Raw genomic sequence first — 23,633 nt, 5'->3', positions numbered from 1 at the left:
AGAAGTCCGATGAGGTGCTGCTGCCAGCGTGGGAAGCCCTCTACGACGAGGACATCATCATGAACCAAGCACCCGACTCCGGCCGGCGCCCGCTGGTCGAACGCGTCACGTACTGGAGCGTCCACCATCGCAAGAAGGCGGGCTTCGGCTGGATCGGGCTTGTCGTCCTGATCATCGCCCTGGGGGCGGGGCTCGGCAGCACCAGCCGCAGCGAGCACTCGCCGGGCGAGACCGGCCGCGCACAGAGGATGCTCGAAGAGGCCCAGGTCTTCTCGCCGCCCCAGGAGAACGTCCTGATCGAGGCCGGGGCCAAGGCATCCGGGTACGCCGACAACCCGGCGATGCGTGAGGCGGCCGAGGACGTGGCCGAGGCGCTGCGGGGCCTCGGCAAGGACGAAACCGGCGCCCGATGGGCCTCCGACATCACCTCGCCCACCGACTCGGCCGAGGCCGGGCAGAAGCTCGTCTCCAAGGACGGCCGCTCGGCCGTGGTGCGCTTCTCGGTGACCGGCTACTCGCTGGTGCCGATGCAGAAGGCGATCCAGGAGCAGCAGCGCGCGCACCCCGGCGTCACCATCACACAGACCGGCAAGGTCAGCGTCAGCCAGGCGATCGGTGACATCAAGGACGAGGACTTCGCCCGCGCCGAGATCCTGTCCATCCCGCTCACCGTCATCATCCTCGCGGTGGTCTTCGGCTCGCTCGTCTCCGCCGGCATCCCGGTCCTGATCTCGCTGGTGTCGGTGGTGGCCGCCATGGGCGCGCTCACCTTCGCCGGCAAGTGGATCGCCATGGGCGACAGCACCCCGTCGGTGGTCCTGCTCATCGGCATGGCCGTCGGCGTGGACTACTCGCTGTTCTATCTGCGCCGCGCCAGGGAGGAACGTGCCGCCGGGCACGACAACGACACCGCCCTGCTGATCGCCGGGCGTACCTCCGGCAAGGCCGTCGTCGTCTCGGGGCTCACCGTGATCGTCGCGCTGGCCGGGCTGTTCTTCACCGGCATCGAGACCTTCACCGGCATGACCATCGGCACCATCGCCGTCGTCGCGATCGCCATGATCGGCTCGGTCACCGTGCTGCCGGCCGTGCTGTCCTGGCTCGGGGAGCGTGTCGACAAGTGGAGGCTGCCGTGGCTGGGCAAGCGCCGTACCGAGGTGCGCGATTCGCGTGTCTGGGGCGGCCTGGTGCGCCGGGTCGTCAAGCGGCCCCTGCTGTGGGGCGGCGTCGGTGCGCTCGTCCTCGCGCTCCTCGCGCTGCCCGCGCTCGGCATGAAGCTGTCCGACCCGGACCTCAAGCACCGGATGCCCACCGACGTGCCCGCGTTGCAGGCCCTCGACCGGCTGCAGCAGGCCTTCCCCTCCGACACGGACACCGAGCCCGCCGAGGTCATGGTGCGCGGCGGCGACCTGAACGGCCCGGCCGTCGAGGGAGCGCTCGCCGAGCTCGAGCGGCAGGTCGCGGACAGCAACGGCACGTTGCACGGGCCGATCGGCACCTCGCTGGTCAAGTCGCCCGTGGACAGCAGCCGCAGCGTCCTGGTCGTCCGGGTGCCGCTGGCCGGCGACGGGAAGAACGCCGCGTCCGTCGCCGCGCTCGAGGAGCTGCGCGAGAAGGCGCTGCCCGCCTCGTTCGGCAAGGTCGACGGCGTCGAGTACGCCGTGTCGGGTGACACGGCCAAGCAGGAGGACTTCAACTCCGCGCTGAGCGAGAGCACACCGTACGTCTTCGGCTTCGTGATCCTGCTGGCGTTCGTGCTGCTCACGGCGGCGTTCCGGTCGCTGGCCATCCCGCTGATCTCGATCGTGCTGAACCTGCTGTCGATCGGCTCCGCCTACGGCGTGCTCACCCTGGTCTTCCAGGACGGGCACCTGTCGTCGCTGCTCGACTTCCGGTCGTACGGCGCGGTCGTGAGCTGGCTGCCGCTGTTCATGTTCGTCACGCTCTTCGGCCTGAGCATGGACTACCACGTGTTCATCCTGAGCCGGGTGCGCGAGTACCGACCGGGGGCGCGGTCTGGACACCAAGGAGGCCGTCGTGGAGGGCATCAGCCGCAGCGCGGGCGTGGTCACCAGTGCCGCGGTCGTGATGGTCGCGGTGTTCTCGGTGTTCGGCACGCTCTCCGCGATCGACTACAAGATGGTCGGCGTGGGCCTTGCCACCGCGGTCCTCATCGACGCCACGATCGTCCGCGGCATCCTGCTGCCGGCCTCGCTCGCCCTGTTCGGCGACGCCAGTTGGAAGATGCCGAGCCGGCTGGCCTGGCTGCCCGGCATCAGCCTGGAGGGGGCCGACGAACCGGCGCCCGCCGCAGCGGCCGCCGAGAGCCCCGCGGAACCCGTGGTGACCGCGGAGCCGGTTGCCGGGCAGGGAGCGGACCCGCTGGTGGGCCCACGCGCCTGACCGGCCGGCGGGTCCGCGCGCCGGACCCGCCCCATCGACCCCTCTCCCCCCGACGGGCCGAGGCCGTCCACCCCCCTCGGACGGCTCCGGCCCGTCTTCTTTCCCGTCCGGGTTCTCGCGCACGTTCCTTTGCCCGCCTCTTTCGGGGTCCCGCCGACCTTTCTCGGCAGCGGATTTCCGTATAGGGGCGGCATAGCGGTTCCGCAGAGAATTACCGGGTCAAGTCTGCGTTCCTTCGCAGTGACCCTCCGGGAAGGGGCAGTCATGCCCGAGAAAACGTTCCCAGGCATTCTGTCGACAGTAGGAAACACCCCTCTAGTGGAATTGGAAAGACTGCTGCCGGAGTTCGGCTCCCGGGTCTTCGGGAAGGTCGAGCGGTTCAATCCGGGCGGCAGCATCAAGGACCGTTCCGCGCTGGGCATGCTGCTCGCGGCGATCCGCGACGGCGCGGTGGAACCGGGCCGGTCGGTGATCATCGAGTCCTCCTCCGGGAACCTCGCCGTCGGACTCGCCCAGATCTGCCGCTACTTCGGCCTGCGCTTCATCTGCGTGGTCGACGGCAAGACCACCGAGCAGAACCTCGCCATCCTGCGCGCGTTCCGCGCCGAGGTCGAGATCGTCACCGAACGGGACGGGCTGACCAGCGAGTACCTGCCGATGCGGTTGCGCCGGGTACGCGAACTGGTCGCGGGGACCCCGGACGCGTACTGGCCGAACCAGTACGCGAGCCTGCTCAACCCCAAGGCGCACGAGACCACGATGCGGGAGATCGAGGAGGCCCTCGACGGACGAGTCGACTTCCTGTTCTGCTCGGTCAGCACCTTCGGCACCCTGCGCGGCTGCCGCGACCACATCAGGTCCCGCGGCCTGGACACCACCGTCGTCGCGGTGGACGCACTGGGCAGCGCGATCTTCGGCCTCGAATCCACCCAGCGCCTCATCCCCGGGCACGGCGCGTCCGTGGTGCCCCCGCTGATGGACGACTCGGCCGCCGACGAGGTGGTCCACGTCTCCGATCTGGAGTGTGTCGTCGCCTGCCGTCGGCTCATCGACCGGGAAGCGGTCCTCGCGGGCGGCTCGTCCGGGGCGACCGTCGCCGCTCTGTGGAAATTCCGCCACCGCATTCCGGACGGCTCGAACTGTGTCCTGGTTTTCCCGGACGGCGGTGACCGCTATCTCGACACCATCTATTCCGATTCCTGGGTGCACCAGAATTTCGGCGACGTCTCTCATCTGTGGAAGGGCTGATTCACCCATGCATGTGTCCACCGGTCAGTTGTCACTCGGCCAGGAAGGACTCTGGCTCACTCATCAACTCGACCCGGACAGTTCCGCCTACAACGTGGTCCTCGCGGTGCGGCTGCGTGACCGGGTGCGCACCGATGTGCTCCAGGAGGCGCTCACCGCGCTCGTCCTGCGGCACGAACTGCTGCGGTCCCGTTTCCCGGGCACCGAGGAGGGCCCGATACGCGTCACCCGCCCCGCCGACACCGTACGGCTCGACGTGCGGGAGACACCGGACGCCGACGACGGAGCCCTCTTCGACCTCGCCAGGCGGGCCGGGGAGGAACCCTTCAGGCTCGAACAGGGCGCCTTCCGCGCGGTGCTGCTGCGCAGGGCCCCCGACGACGCCCTGCTCGTCACCGTCACCCACCACCTCGTCAGCGACGCCACCTCGCAGTGGCTGCTGGTGCGGGACCTGTTCGACGAGTACGGGGCACGTACCGGGCAGCAGCCGCCCCTGCCGCCGCCCGCCGAAGCGGGCTGGGACGAACAGGTGCGTGCGGAGCGGGAGTTCGTCGACTCGCCGCGCGGGGCCCGGGCCGCCGCGTACTGGCGGGAGGTCTGCGAGGGGCTCGGCCCCGCCACCCTGCCCACGGACCGGCCGCGTCCGCCGCAGCGCACCCTGAACGGTGCCACCGTCGAACTCGTCCTGGCGGACAGCACCGCGGCCCGGCTGAGCGAGGCGGCCGCCCGGCACGCGCTGACGCCGTTCGCCTGGCTGCTCGGAACCTTCCAGGCGGCCCTGTACCGCGCCGGTGCCCCGGACGGCTTCCTCGTCGGCTGCCCGGTCACCACCCGGTTCACGCCGCGCAGCAGGCAGGCCGTCGGCTACTACGTCAACGCCCTGCCCGTCGCGGCCAGGTTCGCCCCCGGCACCAGCTTCCTGGAGACCGCCGAGGCCGTGCAGCGCCAACTGCGCACCGGACTCGCGCACGCCCGCTATCCCGTCGAACTGCTCGACGGCGGCGGGGTCCCCCTCTTCCGTATCGCCTGCACTCTCGTCGCCGCCGACCGGCTGCCCGTCCCGGGCCTGTACGAGGGGCCGGTCCGCCTCGGCGGGCTGCGCGCCGAACTGTGCGACGTGCCCCAGCAGGAGGGCCAGCTCGACCTCACCGTCGAAGTGCTGCAGGACAGCCGGGAGTTCAAGGCGGTCCTGCGCTACAACACCGACCTGTTCGACGCGGCCACGATGCTGCGCTTCCGCGATGTCTGGCACCGGCTCGTCGACGTCTCCCTTGACGCGCCCGGCACGAAGGTCGCCGACGCCGCACTCGTCGTCCCGGACGACCTCGACTTCCTTCTCGCCCTCGGGAGCACGTCATGAACGCACCCCTTCGCCAGGAACTCCCCGGCGGGCCGGCCGTCTGGTGCGTCAACGGGCCGGCCGCCGTGGCGATGTGGCGCGAGATGCTGCCGCCCGGTGCGTACGACCGGGCCGCCCGGCGGCTGCGGCCCGGCGACACCGTCCTCGACATCGGCGGCAACATCGGCCTGCTGTCGGTGCTCTGCGCGCGGACGTGCCCCGGCGTACGCGTCGTCGCCGCCGAGCCGGCGCCCGAGCTGCACGCGTGCCTGCGCCGCAACCTCGCCGAGCACGCCGCCCCGGGCTGGCAGGCGGAGTGCGTCGCGGTGTCCGACCGGCCGGGGCGGCTCCGCTTCACGTACTACCCCGACGCGCCCGGCAACTCGGGTGTGTACGCCGACCGGCAGGCCGACGACGAGATCACCCTGGCCTTCCTGCGCAACAGCGGGATCGGCCCCGAGGACGCCGGGGAACTCGTCGACGGGCTGCACGACGGCGTCGAGCTCACCGTGCCGGCCGTCACCGCGTCCGAACTGATCCGCCGCCACGGACTCGACCGCGTCGACCTGCTGAAGGTCGACGTCGAACGTGCCGAGCTCGACGTGCTGCGCGGCATCGAGGACCACCACTGGGCCCGCGTCGGTGCCGTCGTCGCCGAGGTGCACGACGAGGACGGCCACCTGGACGCCGTACGACACCTCCTGCACAGCCACGGATTCGACGTCCGCGTACGGCAGGAACCGCTGCTCGAAGGCACCGTGCTCTACGACATCGAGGCCGAACGGGCCGTATAGGGCGCATATAGCGCGCCCTCGCACCATCTGAGTGTCAAGCACCAGGCTCCGGCCGCCCCCCCCGATCACTACGCAGAGAGGGAACCCCATGCTGATTCTCCGGCGCGCCGATGTCACGGACGTTCTGTCCGGCCGGGAGACGGAGATCATCGACCTCGTCGCCGACACCTACCGGCTGCACGACGAGGGGCTCACGTCCCTGCCGCACTCGACGTTCCTCCGCTTTCCCGAGGAGCGGCACGGCCGGGACCGGATCATCGGCCTGCCCGCCTACCGGGGCGGCGAGCGGCCCGTCGCCGGGATGAAGTGGATCGCCTCCTTCCCCGGCAACGTGGCGGCCGGGACCGAGCGGGCCAGCGCCGCCGTCGTCCTCAACTCCATGGACGACGGGCGCCCGGTGGCCTTCGTCGAGGGCGCGGTGATCTCCGCTCGGCGCACCGCCGCCAGTGCGGCGCTCGCCGCCCGGGAGCTCACCACCCACAACCCGCCGACGTCCGCCCTGCTCATCGGCTGCGGAGTGATCAACCTGGAGATCCTGCGCTTCCTGGCCGCGGCCCTGCCGGACCTGCGCGAGGCCGCCCTGTACGACACCGACCCGGCCCGCGCCGAGGCGTTCGCCGAGCGGTGCGCCGAGGTGGCGCCCGCGGTCAAGGCCCACGCCGTGACCGACCTGGCCGGGGCGCTCGGCGAGCACCGGCTGGTGTCCCTGGCCACCACCGCCGCGACCCCGCACCTGGACCTGTCGGCGTGCGGCCCGGACACCACGGTCCTGCACGTCTCCCTGCGGGACCTGACCGCCGAGTCGATCCTCGGCGCGGTGAACGTCGTCGACGACGCCGACCACGTCTGCCGCGAGCGCACCTCCCTCGACCTCGCCCAACAGGCCGTCGGCAACCGCGACTTCGTCGCCGCGTCGATCGGCGCCCTGCTGCGCGGCACGGCCCGCCTCCGCCGTGAGGCGCACCGGCCCGTCGTCTACTCGCCGTTCGGCCTGGGCGTGCTCGACCTGGCGCTCGCCGAGTTCGTGCGCGAGAAGGCCGAGCGTCTCGGACTCGGCGTACGCGTCGAGGACTTCCTGCCCGCCTGACCAGCAGTCGTCCGGCCGGCAGCTGTCCGACCGGCGGCCGCCGGCCGGTCACATCAGCCAACCACCGTACCGATCAAGGAGTTTCCATGACCGCAGTACAGACCGGCGCGCAGCCCGAGGGTCCCCTCCAGCGCGTGGTGTTCAACGACGAGGAGCAGTACTCGCTGTGGCCCGCCGGGCGCGACCTGCCCGCCGGCTGGCAGGCCGAGGGCACCGAGGGCACGCGCGAGGAGTGCCTGGCCCGGATCGCCGAGGTGTGGACCGACATGCGTCCGCTGAGCCTGCGTCGGCAGATGCACGAGTCCTCCGCGGCCTGAGCCGCCGCGTCCACCCACACCCAGGTCTGTGACAGGAGTAACCGTGAACGCCGAACTGCTTTCGGAACGCTTCGCCGAGCAGGCGTTCCGTACCCCGCACGCGGCCGCCGTCATCGACGGCACCCGGGCGGTGTCGTACGAGGAGCTGGATCGTGCGTCCCTGCGCATGGCCCGCCACCTGCGGGACCTGGGTGCGGGGCCCGACACGCTCGTCGGGGTGAGCCTGCCCCGCGGCGTCGACCTGGTCGTCGCGCTGCTGGGCGTCTGGCGGGCCGGCGCGGGATACGTCCCGCTCGACCCCGTTCAGCCGCCCGCGCGCCTCTCAGGCCTGGTCCGGGAGGCAGGGGCCCGCCTGGTGCTGGCCGGCCCGGCCCTGGAGGGCGCGGTGCGCGACGCCGGCGCCCGGCGTGTCGGGCCCGAGGAGGTCCACAGCTCCCCGGACGAGCCGGCCGAACTGCCCGTCGCGGATCCCGCCAACGTCGCGTACGCCGTGTTCACCTCCGGCTCGACCGGCAGGCCCAAGGCGGTCGCGGTCACCCACGCGGGCATCGCGCACCGCGTCGGCTGGACCGTCCGGCTGCACGGGCTCGGCGCCGGTGACCGCATCCTGCAGAAGACCACGATCGGGTTCGACGCGGCCGTCTGGGAGATCTTCGCGCCCCTGGTCAGCGGCGCCGCGGTGGTGCTCGCCCCGGCGGGTGCCGAGCGCGACCCGGCCGCGCTGCTGCGCGCGGTCGCCGACCACGACGTCACCGTGCTCCAGGTCGTGCCGTCGGTGCTGCGGCTGCTCGTGGAGGAGGGCGACTGGAGCGGCTGCGGCTCGCTCAGGCTGCTGTTCTCCGCGGGCGAGGCCCTGCACGCCGAACTCGTCACGCGGCTGCGCGAGCGGGCCGGCACCGGACTTGAGATCTGGAACACCTACGGTCCCACCGAGTGCTCCATCGACGCCACCGCCCAGCTTGTCGACTCCGCCCTCACCACCGGTCCCGTCCCCATCGGCCGCCCCCTGCCCGGCATGCGCGTTCTCGTCCTCGACCCGAACGGGCTGCCCGTGCCCGTCGGAGTCCCCGGTGAGCTGTACGCGGGCGGCGTCGGTGTCGCCCGCGGCTACGCGGGCCGCCCCGATCTGACCGCAGAGTCCTTCGTGCCCGACCCGTACGCCACCGAGCCGGGCGACCGCCTCTACCGCACCGGCGACCAGGTGCGCTGGCGCGCCGACCACACGCTGGAGTACCTGGGCCGGCTCGACCACCAGGTGAAGGTCAACGGCGTCCGCATCGAGCCCGCCGAGGTCGAGGCCGCGCTGGCCGCGCACCCGGCCGTCACCGGCGCGGTCGTCACGCCGTACGCGGCGGACGACGGCGGCAAGCGGCTGGCCGCGCATCTGATCGTGAGCGGCGACCTGGACACCGGCGAGCTGCGCGGCTTCCTGGCCGAGCGGCTGCCGGACAGTCATGTCCCCGCCTTCTTCCATGTGGTCGACGCGTTCCCGCTCCTGGCCAACGGCAAGGTCGACCGGACCATGCTGCCCGCCCCCGACGAGATCGTCGCCGCGGAGCAGCCCGCGTTCACCGCGCCGCGCGACGCGGCCGAGGAACTCGTCGCCGGGGTCTGGGCGGAGCTGCTCGGGCTCGACCGGGTCGGTGCGTTCGACGACTTCTTCGCCCTCGGCGGCACCTCGCTGCAGCTGACCCGCCTGGCGGCGCGGCTGCGCGCCGCGTCCGGCGAGAAGGTGTCGCTGCGAGGTCTGTTCGCGGCGACGACCGTGGCGGCGCAGGCCGAGCTGGTCGGCGCGACCGCCGGTGCGGCGGGAGCGGCGGCCTCCGACACCCGGGGCACCGGAGTGCCGGTGGCCGGCAACGACGCCGCGACGGAAGGGACTGCGGAAGGTACTGCGCAAAGGGCCGTCGACGGCCCCGTGGCCGGTGGCTCCGGCGGTCGTGCTCAGGCCGTCGACGACGGACCGGACATCCTTCCCGTTCCCCGCGACGCCGACCTCCCCCTCTCCTCGGGGCAGCGCCGTCTGTGGTTCCTGGACCGGATGCACCCCGGCAGCCCCGAGTGGGTCGCCCCCCTCTTCCTGCGGCTGCCGGCCGCGCTGGACGACGAGGCCGTACGGACCGCGCTGGCCGCGCTGGCCGCGCGGTACGAGCCGCTGCGCACCCGGTACGTCGACCGGGGCGGTGAGCCGCTGCAGGTCATCGACGATCCCGGCGCGGCCGGTGTCGAACTGCGCGTCGAGGACGCCACCCGGGACGGGGTGCCCGCGCTCTTCGGCGAGCAGTTCGCACGCGGCTTCGACCTCGCCGCCGGGCCGCTGTGGCGGGCGCTGCTCGTCCGGGTCCCCGGTGAGGACCATCTGCTGCTCCTGACGATGCACCACATCACCTGCGACGGCTGGTCGACGGTCCTGCTGGAGCGGGAGCTGCGCGAGCTGTGCGCGGCCCGGCTGGAGGAGCGCGAGCCGCGACTGCCCGACCTGTCCCTCCAGTACGCGGACTACGGCGCGTGGCAGCACGCCCGCCTCACCGACGACGTCATCGAGCGCGAGCTGGCCCACTGGCGCGCCGCCCTCGACGGCATCGTCCCCCTCGACCTGCCCGTCGACCGGCCCCGCCCGGCGGTCCGTGACCCGCGCGGAGCGGTGGTCCCCTTCCGGATCAGCCCCGAACTGGCCGCACAGCTCGTCGAGTTGGGCCGCGCACAGGGAGCCACCCCGTTCATGACGCTGCTGACCGCCTACGCGACCCTGGTCGCCCGCTACAGCGGCCAGTGGGACGTCCCGGTCGGCACCCCGGTGGCGGGCCGCACCCGGCCCGAGACCGAGAACATGGTCGGCTTCTTCCTCAACTCGCTGGTCGTCCGCTGCGGCCTGGGCGCCGACCTGAGCTTCACCGAGGCCCTGGGCCGGGTCCGGGACGCGGCCCGCGCCGCCTTCGTCCACCAGGAGCTGCCCTTCGAGCACCTCGTCGACGAGCTGCAGCCCGAGCGCGACCTGTCCCGCACGCCGCTCTACCAGGTCGCCTTCGACCTGCACAGCGAGGGCGTGACCAGTGTCGTCACCCAGGACGCGGACCTGGCCGCGTTCACCGAGGCCTGGCAGGTGGCCAAGACCGACCTGTCGCTGTTCATGCGGCAGACCCCCGACGGCTCCCTCGACGGTGTCGTCGAATACGCCACCTCGTTGTTCGACCGCTCCACGGCCGAGCAGCTGACCGGCCACTTCCTGACCCTCCTGGAGCAGGTCGCCACGCACCCCGACACCCCCCTGGGCGCGATCGCGCTGCTCGACGACGACGAACGCCGCCTGCTGCTCACCGGCTGGAACGACACGGCGTACGAGACGGACGAGAAGGCCGTCTTCGAGCTCTTCGAGGAGCAGGCCCGCAGCGCGCCCGGGCGCACCGCCCTGACCTTCGGCGCGCAGACCGTGACGTACGGCGAACTGGACGCCGCCGCGAACCGGCTGGCGCACCACCTGCGCACCCGGTGCGTGGGCGCCGAGTCGCGGGTCGCCGTCCTCCTCGACCGGGGGCCCGAGCTGGTCACCGCGCTGCTGGCGGTGTGGAAGGCGGGCGGCGCCTATGTGCCGGTCGATCCGTCCTACCCGGCCGAGCGCATCGCCGCGATGTGCCGGGCGGCCGACGCCCGCACGGTGGTGACCGCCTCCGTGTACGCGAACCGCTTCGCCTCGTCAGGTGCCCGGCTCCTGCTCGTCGACGCGGACGCCGACGAGATCGCCGCGCGCCCCGCCGCCGCGCCCGCCCGGACCCGTGACCTGGACCGGCTCGCGTACACCATCTTCACCTCGGGCTCGACCGGCACGCCGAAGGGCGTCGAGGTCACGCACCGCGGCCTGGCGGGCCATGTCGCCTGGGCGGCCCGCGAACTCGCCGGCCAGGACTACGGCGGAGCCGCCCTGTTCTCCTCGGTCGCCTTCGACCTGGTCGTGCCCAACCTGTGGACGCCGCTGGTCACCGGGCAGCGGCTGTTCCTGCTGCCGCAGGACACCGACATGTCCGAGCTGGGCAAGCGGCTCGCGGAGGCCGAGCCGTTCAGCTTCATCAAGCTGACGCCCAGTCATCTCGACATCCTGGCACTCCAGCTGACCCCGGCCCAGGCGGGTGCGCTGGCCCCGGTCATGGTGGTCGCGGGCGAGGCGTTCACCCGCTCGACCCTGGAGCGCTGGCGTGAACTCGCCCCGGACATGCGGCTCATCAACGAGTACGGACCGACCGAGGCCTCCGTGGGCACCTCCGTCTACCCCGTCCCGCAGGAGGGCGCCGTCGGCATCCCCGACGTCCTGCCGATCGGCCGGCCACTGCCCAACATGACGATGTACGTGCTCGACGCGGCCCTGGAGCCGGTCCCGGCCGGTGTCACCGGTGAGCTGTACGTCGGCGGGGCGGGCGTGGCCCGTGGCTACGCGGGCCGCCCCGAACTGACCGCCGAGCGCTTCGTGCCCGACCCGTACGGGAGCACGCCCGGCGCCCGCCTGTACCGCACCGGCGACCTCACCCGCCGCCTGGCCGACGGGAACATCGCCTTCCTCGGCCGGATCGACGACCAGGTCAAGATCCGCGGGCACCGCGTGGAACTCGGCGAGATCCGGACCGTACTCGCCGGCCACCCCGACGTCCGCGACGCCTGTGTGGTCACCGTCGACGGCGAGCTGGCCGCGTACTGCACGCCGGCGGACATCGCCGCCGACGTGCTGCGCGAGCACCTCGCCGCGTCCCTGCCCGACTACATGATCCCGGCCACCTTCACCGCCCTCGACGCCCTCCCGGTCAACGCCAACGGGAAGGTCGACCGGAAGGCCCTGCCCGCCCCCGGGCAGGCCGCCGACGGCGAGGAGCACACCGCGCCCAGCGGACCCGTCGAGGAGCGTGTCGCCGAGATCTGGAGCGAACTGCTCGGCGTCCAGGCGGGCAGGCACGACAACTTCTTCCACATCGGCGGCAACTCGATCCTCGCGATCCGTCTCATCTCGTGCATCCAGCGGGAGTTCGAGATCGACTTCGCCGTCCGCACGGTCTTCGAAGGACCGACGATCGCGCGCCTCGCGGCCACCGTCGAGGAGCGGGTCACGGCGCAGATAGCCGTGCTCTCGGACGCCGAGCTGCTGCGCGACGCGGACCTCGCGGACCCCACGCATGCCGCGGACTCCGCGCACACCACAGACCTCGCGAACAACCCTTCGCCGACCAAGGAGCACCAGGCATGAGCACCGGGGAAATGGAGAAGCGCACCGTCTCGGAGGCCGAAGCAGAAGCGCTCCGCGCCGAACTGCTGCGCCGCAGGCTCGCGGGCCGGAGCGCCGGCGCCGTCCGCCGAGCGGAGATCCCCCGCGCCGACCGCGAGGCCCCGCTGCCGCTGTCGTACGGCCAGCAGCAGATGTGGTTCCTCAGCCGCCTGGAGCCCGACAGCCCCGAGTACCTGGTTCCGCTCGTCCTCAGGCTGCGCGGCGCCCTGGACACCGAGGCACTCGGCCGGGCCTGGCAGGCCCTGCTGGAGCGGCACGAGATCCTGCGTACCCGCTACGCCCTGGACGGCGACGAGCCGGTGCAGATCGTCGACGCCCCGTGCTCCGCGCCTCTCGACGTGTCCGAGGCCACGGACGACGAGGCGGCCCGCCGCCTCGTCGAGGCGGACCTGGCCCGACCGTTCGACCTCGGCCGCGACCGGCCGGTGCGGGGCCGCCTGATCCGGCTCGCCGACGATGAGCACGTCCTCGCGGTCGTGTTCCACCACATCGCCTGCGACGCCTGGTCCACGGGTGTGTTCGGGCAGGAGCTCAGCGAGCTGTACGCGGGCACCACGCCGGCCCCCCTCACCGTGCAGTACGCGGACTACGCGGCCTGGCAGCGCGCCGAACTGACCGGCGAGGTCATCGACCGCCATCTCGGCTACTGGAAGGGGCAGCTGGCGGACCTCGTACCCCTCGAACTGCCCACCGACCGGCCGCGCCCGGCCGTCCGCGACGGCGCGGGTGCCACGGTCGCCTTCCGGATCCCGGACGCCCTCGCGGCACGGCTGCGCGGCCTCGCCGCCCGGCACGACAGCACACTGTTCACGCTGTTCCTCGCCGCCTACCAGAGCCTGCTGGCCCGCTACACCGGCCGCACCGACATCGCCGTCGGCACCGTCGTCTCCGGCCGCGGCCGCCCCGAACTCCAGCAGCTCATCGGCTACGGCATCAACAGCCTGGTGATGCGCGGCGACCTGACCGGCGACCCCGCCTTCACCGACCTCCTCGGCCGCACCCGCGCCACGGTCCTGGACGCCTACGACCACCAGGACGTCGCCTTCGCCCAGGTCGTGGAGGCCCTGAGCCCCGAGCGCGACCTGTCGCGCACCCCGCTCTTCCAGGTCGCGTTCACGATGCACGGCGACCGGGGCTCGGCGTTCGCGTTCCCCGGCGTCGAGGTGACACCGTTCCAGGGCACGGGCCGCGTCGCCAAGTTCGACCTCGACCTCCAGATCCGCGACGGCGCGGACGGCTCGCTCGCCGGACACCTGGAGTACGCCACCGCGCTGTTCGACCGCGCCACGGTGGAACGCTTCTCCGGCCACCTGCTGCGCCTGCTCGACGGGATCGCCACCGACCCCGGCGCGCCGGTCTCCTCGTACGAGATCCTCGGCGACGCCGAACGGGCCGTGCTGCTGGGTGCCTCCGAGGACCCGCGGCCGGTGACGCGTCGGGTGCATGAGGTGTTCGAGGAGCAGGTGGCGCGGACTCCGGACGCGGTTGCTCTCTCTTTCGAGGGTGCTGATCTGACGTATGCGCAGCTGAACGCGCGGGCGAACCGGATTGCGCACGCTTTGATCGCCAGGGGCGTCGGCCCGGAGGTGTTGGTCGGGCTGTGCCTGGAGCGCGGTGTCGAGCTGATACCGGCTCTCCTCGGGATCTTGAAGTCGGGTGCGGGGTATCTGCCGTTGGATCCGGCGAATCCTGCGGACCGGATCGCGTACATCGTGGAGGACGCGCAGGCGCCGGTGGTGGTGACCACGGCCGAGTACGCGCATCTTTTCGACGTGGAGCTGCTGCTCGTCGGCGAGGAGCAGGAGGAGCTGGAGCAGCCGGAGTCGAACCCGGCCGTTGCCGGCAGCCCGGAGAACCTGGTCTACACGATCTACACGTCGGGTTCGACGGGGAGGCCGAAGGGCGTCGCTCTCACGCACGCGAATGTTGTGCGGCTGCTGGAGCGGGGTCAGGAGCACTACGCGTTCGACGAGACGGATGTGTGGCCGCTGTTCCACAGCTATGCCTTCGATGTCTCGGTGTGGGAGATGTGGGGTGCGTTGCTGCACGGTGGCCGGCTGGTCGTCGTCCCGTATGGCGTGACGCGCTCGCCCGAGGAGTTCCTGGACCTGCTGGTGCGGGAGCGGGTGACGGTACTCAACCAGACACCGTCCGCCTTCCGTTCGCTGATCGGCACCGACGCCGATCTGTCGCTGCGCGCGGTGGTGTTCGCCGGCGAGAAGCTGGAGGTGTCCGAACTGCGCCCGTGGACCGACCGGTTGGGGCTCGACCGGATCGCTCTGGTCAACATGTACGGGATCACCGAGACGACGGTCCACACCACGTACCACCGTCTGACCGAACGCGATCTGGACCCGCAGGCGGGCAACCCGGTCGGCCACCCGCTGGCCGACCTGCGCGTGTATCTGCTCGACGGCAATGGTGACCTGACTCCGGTCGGTGTGCCGGGTGAGATCCATGTGGGTGGTCCGGGTGTGGCGCGTGGCTATCTGAACCGGCCGGAGCTGACGGCCGAGCGGTTCGTGCCGGACCCGTACGGTCCTGCGGGTTCGCGGCTGTACAAGAGCGGTGATCTGGCGCGTCGGCTGCCCGACGGCGGTCTGGAGTTCCTGGGCCGGATCGACGACCAGGTCAAGATCCGCGGGTTCCGTATCGAGCTCGGTGAGATAGAGACCGCGCTGGCCGCGCATCCGCAGGTCCGTGACGCCGTCGTCCTCGTCCGCGAGGACGCCCCCGGCGACAAGCGCCTCGTCGCGTATGTGACCCCGGCCTCCGACACGGCCCCCGTTCCCGGAGACCTGCGCTCCCACCTGGCCGGGCAGCTGCCCGAGTACATGGTCCCGGCCGCGTTCGTCGCGCTGGACGCCCTCCCGCTGACCACCAACGGCAAGCTCGACAAGCGCGCACTGCCCGCCCCCGGCCAGGAGGCGCTGGGTACGTCCGGACATGTCGCCCCGCGCACTGTCACCGAGCAGCGCATCGCCGAGGTGTGGGCCGACGTGCTCGGCCTGGAGCAGGTCGGCGTCGAGGACGGGTTCTTCGACCTCGGCGGCCACTCGATCCGCGCCGTCGCCCTGGTCGGCCGGCTCCGCGCGATCGGCTTCGACCTCGCCGTGCGCGACGTCTTCGAGTACCGCACGGTCGCCCGGATCGCCGAACTGGTCACCGGGCGCCCGGCACCGGCGGACGCCGACCGCACCGTGGAGCCGTTCTCCCTGCTGTCCGACGCGGACCGCGAGCGGCTGCCCGAAGGGCTCGCCGACGCCTACCCGCTGTCCCAGGTGCAGCTCGGCATGGTCGTCGAGATGCTGACGGACGACGGCAAACACCCGTACCACAACGTCACGTCGTTCCGGATCCGTGACGAGCGGCCCTTCTCCGCGGAGGCGCTCCGGCAGGCCGCCGCGGTCGTCACGGGCCGCCACGAGGTGCTGCGCACCTCCTTCGACCTCACCGGTTTCTCCGTGCCGATGCAACTCGTCCACGACACCGCCGAGATGCCGGTCGGCGCCCGAGATCTCTCCCCTCTCACGGAGGACGAACTGCAGGCGTCCTTGCGGGAGTTCACCGCACTGGAACGCTCCCGGCTGTTCGACCTGGCGACCCCGCCGCTGCTGCGCCTGTACGCGCACGTGGCGGGCGACGGCAGTTGGTGGATCACCAACACCGAGTGCCACGCGATCCTCGACGGCTGGAGCCATCACTCCCTGCTCATGGAGGTCCTTGAGGAGTACGGGCGCGTCCGGGACGGTGCGGAACCCTCCGAGCCGGCCCGGCCGGCCACCCGCTTCGCCGACTTCGTCGCCGCCGAGCTCGACGTGCTCGCCTCCGCCGACTCCCGCGCCCACTGGCAGTCCGTCGTCGACGACCACGCCCGGCTGACCGTGCCCGCCCCGTGGAGGGGTGACCCGGCGGACACCGGCGCCCCCTACCGCGTGCCCGTGCCCTTCCACGATCTGGAGGACCGGCTGCGCGCCCTGGCCACCAAGGCCGGAGCCTCGCTCAAGAGCGTGCTGCACGCGGCACATCTGAAGACACTCAGCATGCTCACCGAAGAGGACCGGTTCTTCACCGGACTGGTGTGCAACGCCCGGCCCGAGGTGCTCGGCGCCGACCGCGTCTACGGCATGCACCTGAACACGCTGCCGTTCGCGTACGACCGCACCGCCGCCACCTGGCGCGAGCTCGTCGGACAGGTCTTCGCCCGCGAGATCGGACTGTGGCCGCACCGCACCTACCCGATGCCGGTCATCCAGCGCGAACTCGCCGACGGCGAGCGGCTGATCGACATGCGCTTCAGCTACCACGACTTCGACCAGGTCGACCGCGAGCAGGTCGACTACCTGGTGAGCATCGACGACAGCCCCACCGAGTTCCCGCTCGGAGTCTCGGCCCGCGTCGGCCACCTGGTTCTCACCGCGTCCCCGCGCGCCCTGAGCCGCACCGGCACGGATCGTCTGGCGGCCATGCTGCGCCAGGTTCTGGAGGCGATGGCCGGGGATGCGGAGGGTGATGCGCAGGCGTCGTTCCTGCCGGTGGGGGAGCGGGAGCGGCAGTTGGTGGAGTGGAACGACACGGTGTTCGAGGCGGAGCGTGCCTCGGTGCTGCAGCGGTTCGAGGAGCAGGCCGCGCGCACGCCGCTGGCGATCGCCGTGGCCGGTGAGAGCAGCTCCCTCTCGTACGGTGAACTGGATGCGCGGGCCAATCAGTTGGCGCATCATCTGCGTGGTCTGGGTGTGGCCGCCGAGTCGCGTGTGCTGGTGCGGCTGGACCGTGGGCCGGATCTGCTGACGGCGTTGCTGGCGGTGTGGAAGGCGGGCGGCGCGTATGTGCCGGTCGACCCGTCCTACCCGGCCGAGCGGGTTGCGGCGATGCGTGAGGTCTCCGGCGCGGTGGTGACGTTGACGGAGGTCCCGGCGGAGGCGTTGATCCGTCTGCCGGTGTCGGCGCCTGCCCGGACCGACGACCTGGAGCGGCTGGCGTATGTCATCTTCACGTCGGGCTCGACCGGTGTGCCCAAGGGTGTGGAGGTGCACCACCGGGGTCTTGCCAACCATGTCGCCTGGGCTGCACGGGAGTTGGCCTCCCAGGGCGAGGGCGGTGCGCCGCTGTTCTCGTCGGTGGCGTTCGACCTGGTCGTGCCGAATCTGTGGGCGCCCCTCGTCACCGGCCAGACCGTGCACATGGTCGGGCAGGACGCGGACCTCGGTGATCTGGGTGCGCGCCTCATGGCACGAGCCCCGTACGCCTTCGTCAAGCTGACGCCGGGGCACCTCGACATTCTCGCCCAGCAGTTGACACCGGAGGAGGCGAGCGGGCTCGCTCCGGTGCTGGTGGTGGCGGGGGAGGCGTTCACCCGGACGACGCTGGAACGCTGGCGTGCACTGGCTCCGGACACCCGCCTGATCAACGAGTACGGCCCGACCGAGGCCTCCGTGGGCACAACGGTCCACCCGGTCCCGGCCGATGCGGACGCCGATGTGCTGCCGATCGGTCGCCCGCTGCCGAACATGACCACGTATGTGCTGGACGCGGCCCTGCAGCCGGTCCCGGTCGGGGTGGCCGGCGAGTTGTACGTCGGCGGCACGGGCGTCGCCCGCGGCTATGCGGGGCGGCCGGACCTGACGGCGGAGCGCTTCCTGCCCGACCCGTACGGGAACACCTCCGGCGCCCGCCTCTACCGCACCGGTGACCTGGTGCGTCAACTGCCGGACGGGACCATCGAGTTCCTCGGCCGGCTCGACGACCAGGTCAAGATCCGCGGCTACCGCGTCGAACTCGGAGAGATCCAGGCCGTGCTGGCCGACCACTCCGACGTCCGGGACGCCTTCGTCACCACCGTGGACGGCGAACTCGCCGCCTACTGCGCGCCCGTCGTCCCCTCCGACACCCTGCGCGCGCACCTCGCCGCCCGGCTGCCCGAGTACATGGTCCCGGCGACCCTGACCGCCCTCGACGAGCTGCCCCTGAACGCCAACGGCAAGGTGGACCGGCGGGCCCTGCCCGCGCCGGGCCCCGTCGTCGACGCGACGGACGACGGTCATGTCGCCCCGCGCACCGTCACCGAGGAGCGTATCGCCGAGGTGTGGGCCCAGGTGCTGGGCCTGGAGCGGGTCGGGGTCGAGGACGGGTTCTTCGAACTCGGCGGGCACTCCATCCGTGCCGTCGCGCTCGTGGGCGCCCTGCGCGCGGCCGGCTTCGACATCGGGGTGCGGGACGTCTTCGAGCACCGTACGGTCGCCGAACTCGGCGAGTTCCTCACCGGGCGGCCCGCGCGCACCGAGGTCGACGTGCCCGTGGAACGGTTCGCGCTGATCACACCCGGCGACCGGGACCTGCTGCCGGCCGACGCCGTGGACGCGTACCCGCTGACCCAGGTGCAGCTCGGCATGGTCCTGGAGATGCTCGCCGACGACACCGGACACGCCTACCACAACGTCTCGTCCTTCCGGATCAAGGAGACCGAGCCCTTCTCCGCGACCGCCCTGCGAACGGCCGCCGACGTCGTCGCCGCACGCCACGAGATGCTCCGCACCTCCTTCCACCTCGACGGCTGCACCCAGCCGCTCCAGGTGGTGCACCGCGAGGCGGTGATCCCGGTCGCCGTCCACGACCTGGCCGGCCTGGACGCGGACGAACGGCGGCGCACGGTCGAGGAGTTCGTCACCCGCGAGCGCGCCGACCTGTTCGACCTCGCACAGGCGCCGCTGCTGCGGATGACCGCGCATGTCGAGGACGACGGCTGGCGCCTCGGCCTCACCGTCTGCCATGCCATCACCGAGGGCTGGAGCCACCGCTCGCTCCTCATGGAACTGCTGGACGAGTACCGGCGCGTCCGCGACGGCGAGGGCCCCGCCCAGGTGCCCGTACCGCCCGTGCGCTACGCCGACTTCGTCGCCGCCGAGCTGGGCTCGCTGGAGTCGGAGGCGGACAGCGCCCACTGGCACGACGTCACCAGCGGGTACGCGCGGTTCTCCCTTCCGTCCGCCTGGGCCGGGGACCGCACGGCCGAGCGGGAGCGGTTCCGGGTCGCCGTGGAGCTGCGCCCGTACGAACAGGGGCTGCGCACCCTCGCCCAGCGGGCCCGGGTCTCCCTCAAGAGCGTGCTGCTCGCCGCTCATCTCAAGGCGCTGAGCCTGCTCACCGAGGAGAGCCGGTTCCACTCGGGGCTCGTGTTCAGCGCCCGCCCCGAGGCGCCGGGCGCCGACCGGGTCTACGGCATGTACCTCAACACCCTGCCCTTCGCCTTCGACAGCGACCGCGACCGCACCTGGGAGGAACTGGTCCGCGAGGTGTTCGCCCACGAGGCGGGCATGTGGGAGCACCGCCGCTACCCGATGCCGGCCATCCAGCGCGACGCCGGCACCGCGCGGCTGCTCAACGTCCGCTTCAGCTATCAGGACTTCGACCACGTCGACACCGAGCGCGTCGACGTCGCCGGCAGCTCCGGCGAGGGCGCCACGGAGTTCGACCTCGCGGTGTCGGCCGTCTCCGGCTACCTGCTGATGACCACGCACACGCACGCCCTCTCCCGTGCGGACGCCGACCGGCTCACCGCGCTGTACGCCGGAGTCCTGTCCGCCATGGCGCAGGACCCGACGGGCGACGCACGCGCGGTGCCGCTGCCGGCGGACGAGCGGGAGCGGCAGCTGGCCGAGTGGAACGACACGGCGTACGAGGCCGAGACCTCGTCCGTGCTCCGGCGCTTCGAGGAACAGGCGGCCCGGGTCCCGGGGGCCCCGGCGGTCACCCTCGGCGAGCACACGGTCTCCTACGCCGACCTGGACGCCCGCGCCAACCGTCTTGCCCACGCCCTGCGGGCCCGCGGTGTCGATGCCGAGGCACGGGTCGCGGTCCAGCTCGACCGGGGTCCCGAACTGATCGCCGCGCTGCTCGCGGTGTGGAAGGCGGGCGGTGCGTACGTGCCGGTCGACCCGGCCTACCCGGCCGAGCGTGTCGCCGCAGTCGTCAGGACGTCGGGCGCGCGGGTGGCGATCACGTCGGAGGCGTACCGGGACCGCTTCGGCGGCACGGACGTCCTTCTCGCGGAGGACGACGTCAGCGCACTGCCGGCGTCCGCGCCGGCCCGCACGGAGGACCTGGACCTGGACCGGCTGGCGTACGTCATCTTCACCTCCGGCTCGACCGGCACGCCCAAGGGCGTCGAGGTCCACCACCGGGGTCTGGCCAACCATGTGTCCTGGGCCGCGCGGGAGTTGGCGTCCCGGGGCACCGGCGGCGCCCCGATGTTCTCGTCGGTCGCCTTCGACCTGATCGTCCCCAACCTGTGGGCACCGCTCGTCACCGGCCAGCGGGTGTTCGCCGTGGCGCAGGACACCGAGCCGTCCGTGCTGGGCCGCGCGCTGCTGGCCGGCGCCCCGTACAGCTTCGTCAAGCTGACGCCCGGCCATCTCGACCTGCTCGCCGAACAGCTCACCACCGAGCAGGCCCAGGAGCTGGCCGCGGTGACAGTGGTCGCGGGCGAGGCCCTGCCCGGCGCGACCGCCGACCGGTCCCTGGACATCCTCGGCCCCGGCCGGCTGATCAACGAGTACGGTCCGACCGAGGCGTCCGTCGGTTCGACCGTGTACCCGGTGACCGGAGCCGTCGGGCGGGACGTCGTGCCGATCGGGCGTCCGTTGCCGAACATGCGCGTGTACGTGCTGGACGCGGCCCTGGAGCCGGTCCCGGTCGGCGTCCCCGGTGAGCTGTACGTCGGCGGCACGGGTGTGGCGCGTGGCTACGCGGGCCGTCCGGATCTGACGGCCGAGCGTTTCCTGCCCGATCCGTACGGGAGTGTGCCGGGTGCGCGGATGTACCGCACCGGTGACCTGGTGCGTCAACTGCCCGATGGGAACGTGGAGTTCCTCGGGCGGATCGACGACCAGGTCAAGATCCGCGGGTACCGGGTCGAACTCGGCGAGATCCAGGCCGTGCTGGCCGGACACCCCGACGTCCGGGACGCCTTCGTCGGCGTGCACGAGCCGGTGCCGGGGGACCGGCGGCTGGTCGCGTACTGGACGGCCGCACCCGATGCCGGCGTCCTGGCGCCGTCCCCGGAGGACCTGACCGCGCACTGCGCCATCCGGTTGCCCGAGTACATGGTGCCCGCGGCCTTCGTGGCCCTGGAGGCCATGCCGCTCAACGCCAACGGCAAGGTCGACCGGCGTGCCCTGCCGGTGCCGGACAGGGCCGACCTGCGCACCGGTTCGGACCATGTGCCGCCGCGCACCCCCACGGAGCGGGCGCTGGCCGCGATCTGGTCCGAGGTGCTGGGGGTCGAGCAGATCGGGGTCCACGACCGCTTCCTCGACCTCGGCGGCCACTCACTCCTGATGATCAAGGTCCTGGCGGCCGCCCGCGCGGCCGGCCTCGCGGTCTCGATCTACCGGATGTACCAGCACGACACACTGATCGACCTGGCAGCAGCGGTGGACACGGACGCGGGCGCCGCCGGCGGTGTGGCGGGGACGGGCGGTCCCGGGCCGACGGGCACGACCGTGTCGGCGGGCGGTGCCGCGTCGTCCGACGGTCCCGTGTCGGCGGGCGGTGCCGAGGAGGGCACCCCCGGCATCACGAGTGGCGCTCCGGGCGCCGAGCCCTCTGGCCCGACTACGACTGCCTGCGCGCCGGGTTCGGAGAGCGGTGCACCGGCTTCCGTGAGTGGTGCTCCGGTGGCCGGGAGCGGTGCGTCGGGTGCCGTGGTCGGCGCTGAGGGCGTGGGCGTTGGTGCCTCGTCCTCCGGAGTTGGTGTCCCGGGTGCTGAGGGCAGCGCACCAGCCTCCGCGAGTGGTGCCCTGGGCTCTGAGAGCGGTGCGCCGGGCACCGGGCGTGGTGGTCCGGGCTTCGGGAGTGGGGCGTCCGCTTCGGGCTCTGGTGCGGGTGCCCCCGCGACGGTCGAGGTTCCTGCCGAGTTGCTTGCCGCGTTGTTGAGGCAGGCGGCTGCCGGGGGAGACCCGGAGGGGGACGGCGGGGCATCGCGGGCCGAGGCCGCCGCTCTGCTCGGCGCGGTGGCACAGGGCGGGCCCACGCCCGCCCTGGTCGAGGGACTGGACGGCGTCATGGCCGATCACCACGTACCCGGCCTCGCCCTCGCCGTCATCCGCGACGGCGCGATCGCGGCCGTCGAGGGCCATGGTGTCCTGGCCGCGGACGGAACCGCGCCGGTGACCGGGCGGACACTGTTCCAGGTCGGTTCCCTCAGCAAGCACATCACCGCGTTCGCCGTGCTGCGGCTGGTCGACGAGGGACGGATCGACCTGGACGCCGGCATCGACACCTACCTCACCTCCTGGCAACTCGCCGACGACCCGGCCGCCCCCGGCCCCGTCACCGTACGCATGCTGCTCGGGCACCGGGCCGGGCTGGCCCGGCACCGCAGTGTCGGGTTCCGGCCGGGCGAGCCCCGGCCGACCCTCCTCGACCTGCTGGAAGGCCGGCCCCCGGCGACCACCGCGCGGGTGCGCCGAGAGCTGCCGCCGGGCGAGGTGTTCCGCAAGAGCAGCACGCACTACTGGGTGCTCCAGCAGCTGCTGGAGGACGCCACCGGCGAGGCGTTCGAGCCACTCGTGCGACGTCTGGTGCTGGACCCGCTCGGCCTCACCGACACCAGCTTCGACCAGGCCCACCCCCGTACCTCCGGACTGCCGGTCGCCCTCGGCCACGACGCCCACGGCACGCCTCTCGCGGGCGGCTGGCGCGAACGCGCCCATCTCGCCGCCGCGGGCCTGTGGACGACGGCCGCCGACACCGCCCGCTTCGTGGTCGCCGTCCGCGACGCCCTGCTCGGGGTGCCCGGCGCGCTCCTGCCACAGGCGTCGGCCCGCGAACTGCTGGCGGGCGAGAGCGGCACGTTCTACGGGCTCGGCACGATCGTCGACGACACCGGCGACGACCTGGAGTTCGGCCACGGAGGCGAGCCCGCGGGCTACTGGAACATGGCGATCAGCCGACTGCACGGCGGCACCGGGTTCGTGGCCCTGACCAACGCCGACTCGGGCAAGGCCGTCGTCAAGCACCTCACGGCCGAACTCGGACGCGACGACGCCGCGTTCGGCCGGGGGCGGCTGGCCGCCGACTGGCGCTCCGCCGAGACCACGGCCGGCACTCTCCCGGCGGTGCTCGCCCCGGTCGTCACCGACGAGGACCGCGCATGACACCCACCGCTCCCCAACCCCGC

8 protein-coding genes are annotated in these 23,633 nt (G+C 72.4%); all 8 read left to right on the top strand.

The genetic code is table 11. The features are described from left to right. Positions 1-14 precede the first annotated feature (14 nt). The 8 genes from QF035_RS22400 to QF035_RS22365 all read left to right on the top strand — a co-directional run bounded on the left by QF035_RS22400 (position 15) and on the right by QF035_RS22365 (position 23,610). A complete protein-coding gene (locus tag QF035_RS22400; RefSeq protein WP_307522269.1) occupies positions 15-2,588 on the top strand; it encodes an MMPL family transporter in 2,574 nt (857 codons plus the stop codon). A 79-nt stretch (positions 2,589-2,667) separates the two neighbouring features. Then, on the top strand, positions 2,668-3,651 hold the full coding sequence (sbnA, locus tag QF035_RS22395) for a 2,3-diaminopropionate biosynthesis protein SbnA (RefSeq protein WP_307522268.1): 984 nt from the start codon (positions 2,668-2,670) through the stop codon (positions 3,649-3,651). A gap of 7 nt (positions 3,652-3,658) precedes the next feature. After that, positions 3,659-5,011 carry a condensation domain-containing protein gene (locus QF035_RS22390; RefSeq protein ID WP_307522267.1) on the top strand — a complete coding sequence of 451 codons (1,353 nt, stop codon included), beginning with the start codon at positions 3,659-3,661 and terminating at the stop codon, positions 5,009-5,011. Continuing rightward, entirely contained in the window at positions 5,008-5,784 is a 777-nt protein-coding gene (locus QF035_RS22385) for an FkbM family methyltransferase (RefSeq protein WP_307522266.1), read from the top strand. The genes QF035_RS22390 and QF035_RS22385 overlap by 4 nt, the downstream gene beginning before the upstream one ends. Positions 5,785-5,872: 88 nt before the next feature. Beyond that, entirely contained in the window at positions 5,873-6,871 is a 999-nt protein-coding gene (gene sbnB / locus QF035_RS22380) for a 2,3-diaminopropionate biosynthesis protein SbnB (protein WP_307522265.1), read from the top strand. Positions 6,872-6,957: 86 nt separating this feature from the next. Continuing rightward, positions 6,958-7,188, top strand: coding sequence for an MbtH family protein (locus QF035_RS22375; RefSeq protein WP_307522263.1), 231 nt, complete (start codon positions 6,958-6,960; stop codon positions 7,186-7,188). Between the two features lie 43 nt (positions 7,189-7,231). Continuing rightward, the gene (locus QF035_RS22370; protein WP_307522262.1) at positions 7,232-12,415 is read left to right on the top strand and encodes a non-ribosomal peptide synthetase; all 5,184 of its coding nucleotides are present in this window, start codon (positions 7,232-7,234) and stop codon (positions 12,413-12,415) included. Then, positions 12,412-23,610, top strand: coding sequence for a non-ribosomal peptide synthetase (locus tag QF035_RS22365; protein ID WP_307522260.1), 11,199 nt, complete (start codon positions 12,412-12,414; stop codon positions 23,608-23,610). Before QF035_RS22370 ends, QF035_RS22365 begins: the two co-directional genes overlap by 4 nt. Positions 23,611-23,633: the final 23 nt, after the last annotated feature.

Origin of the sequence: Streptomyces umbrinus, assembly GCF_030817415.1 — a bacterium.
In the GTDB taxonomy this organism is placed as follows: domain Bacteria; phylum Actinomycetota; class Actinomycetes; order Streptomycetales; family Streptomycetaceae; genus Streptomyces; species Streptomyces umbrinus_A.
The sequence above is the reverse complement of the archived record's forward strand: the minus strand, read 5'-3'. Positions and strand labels throughout refer to the sequence as shown.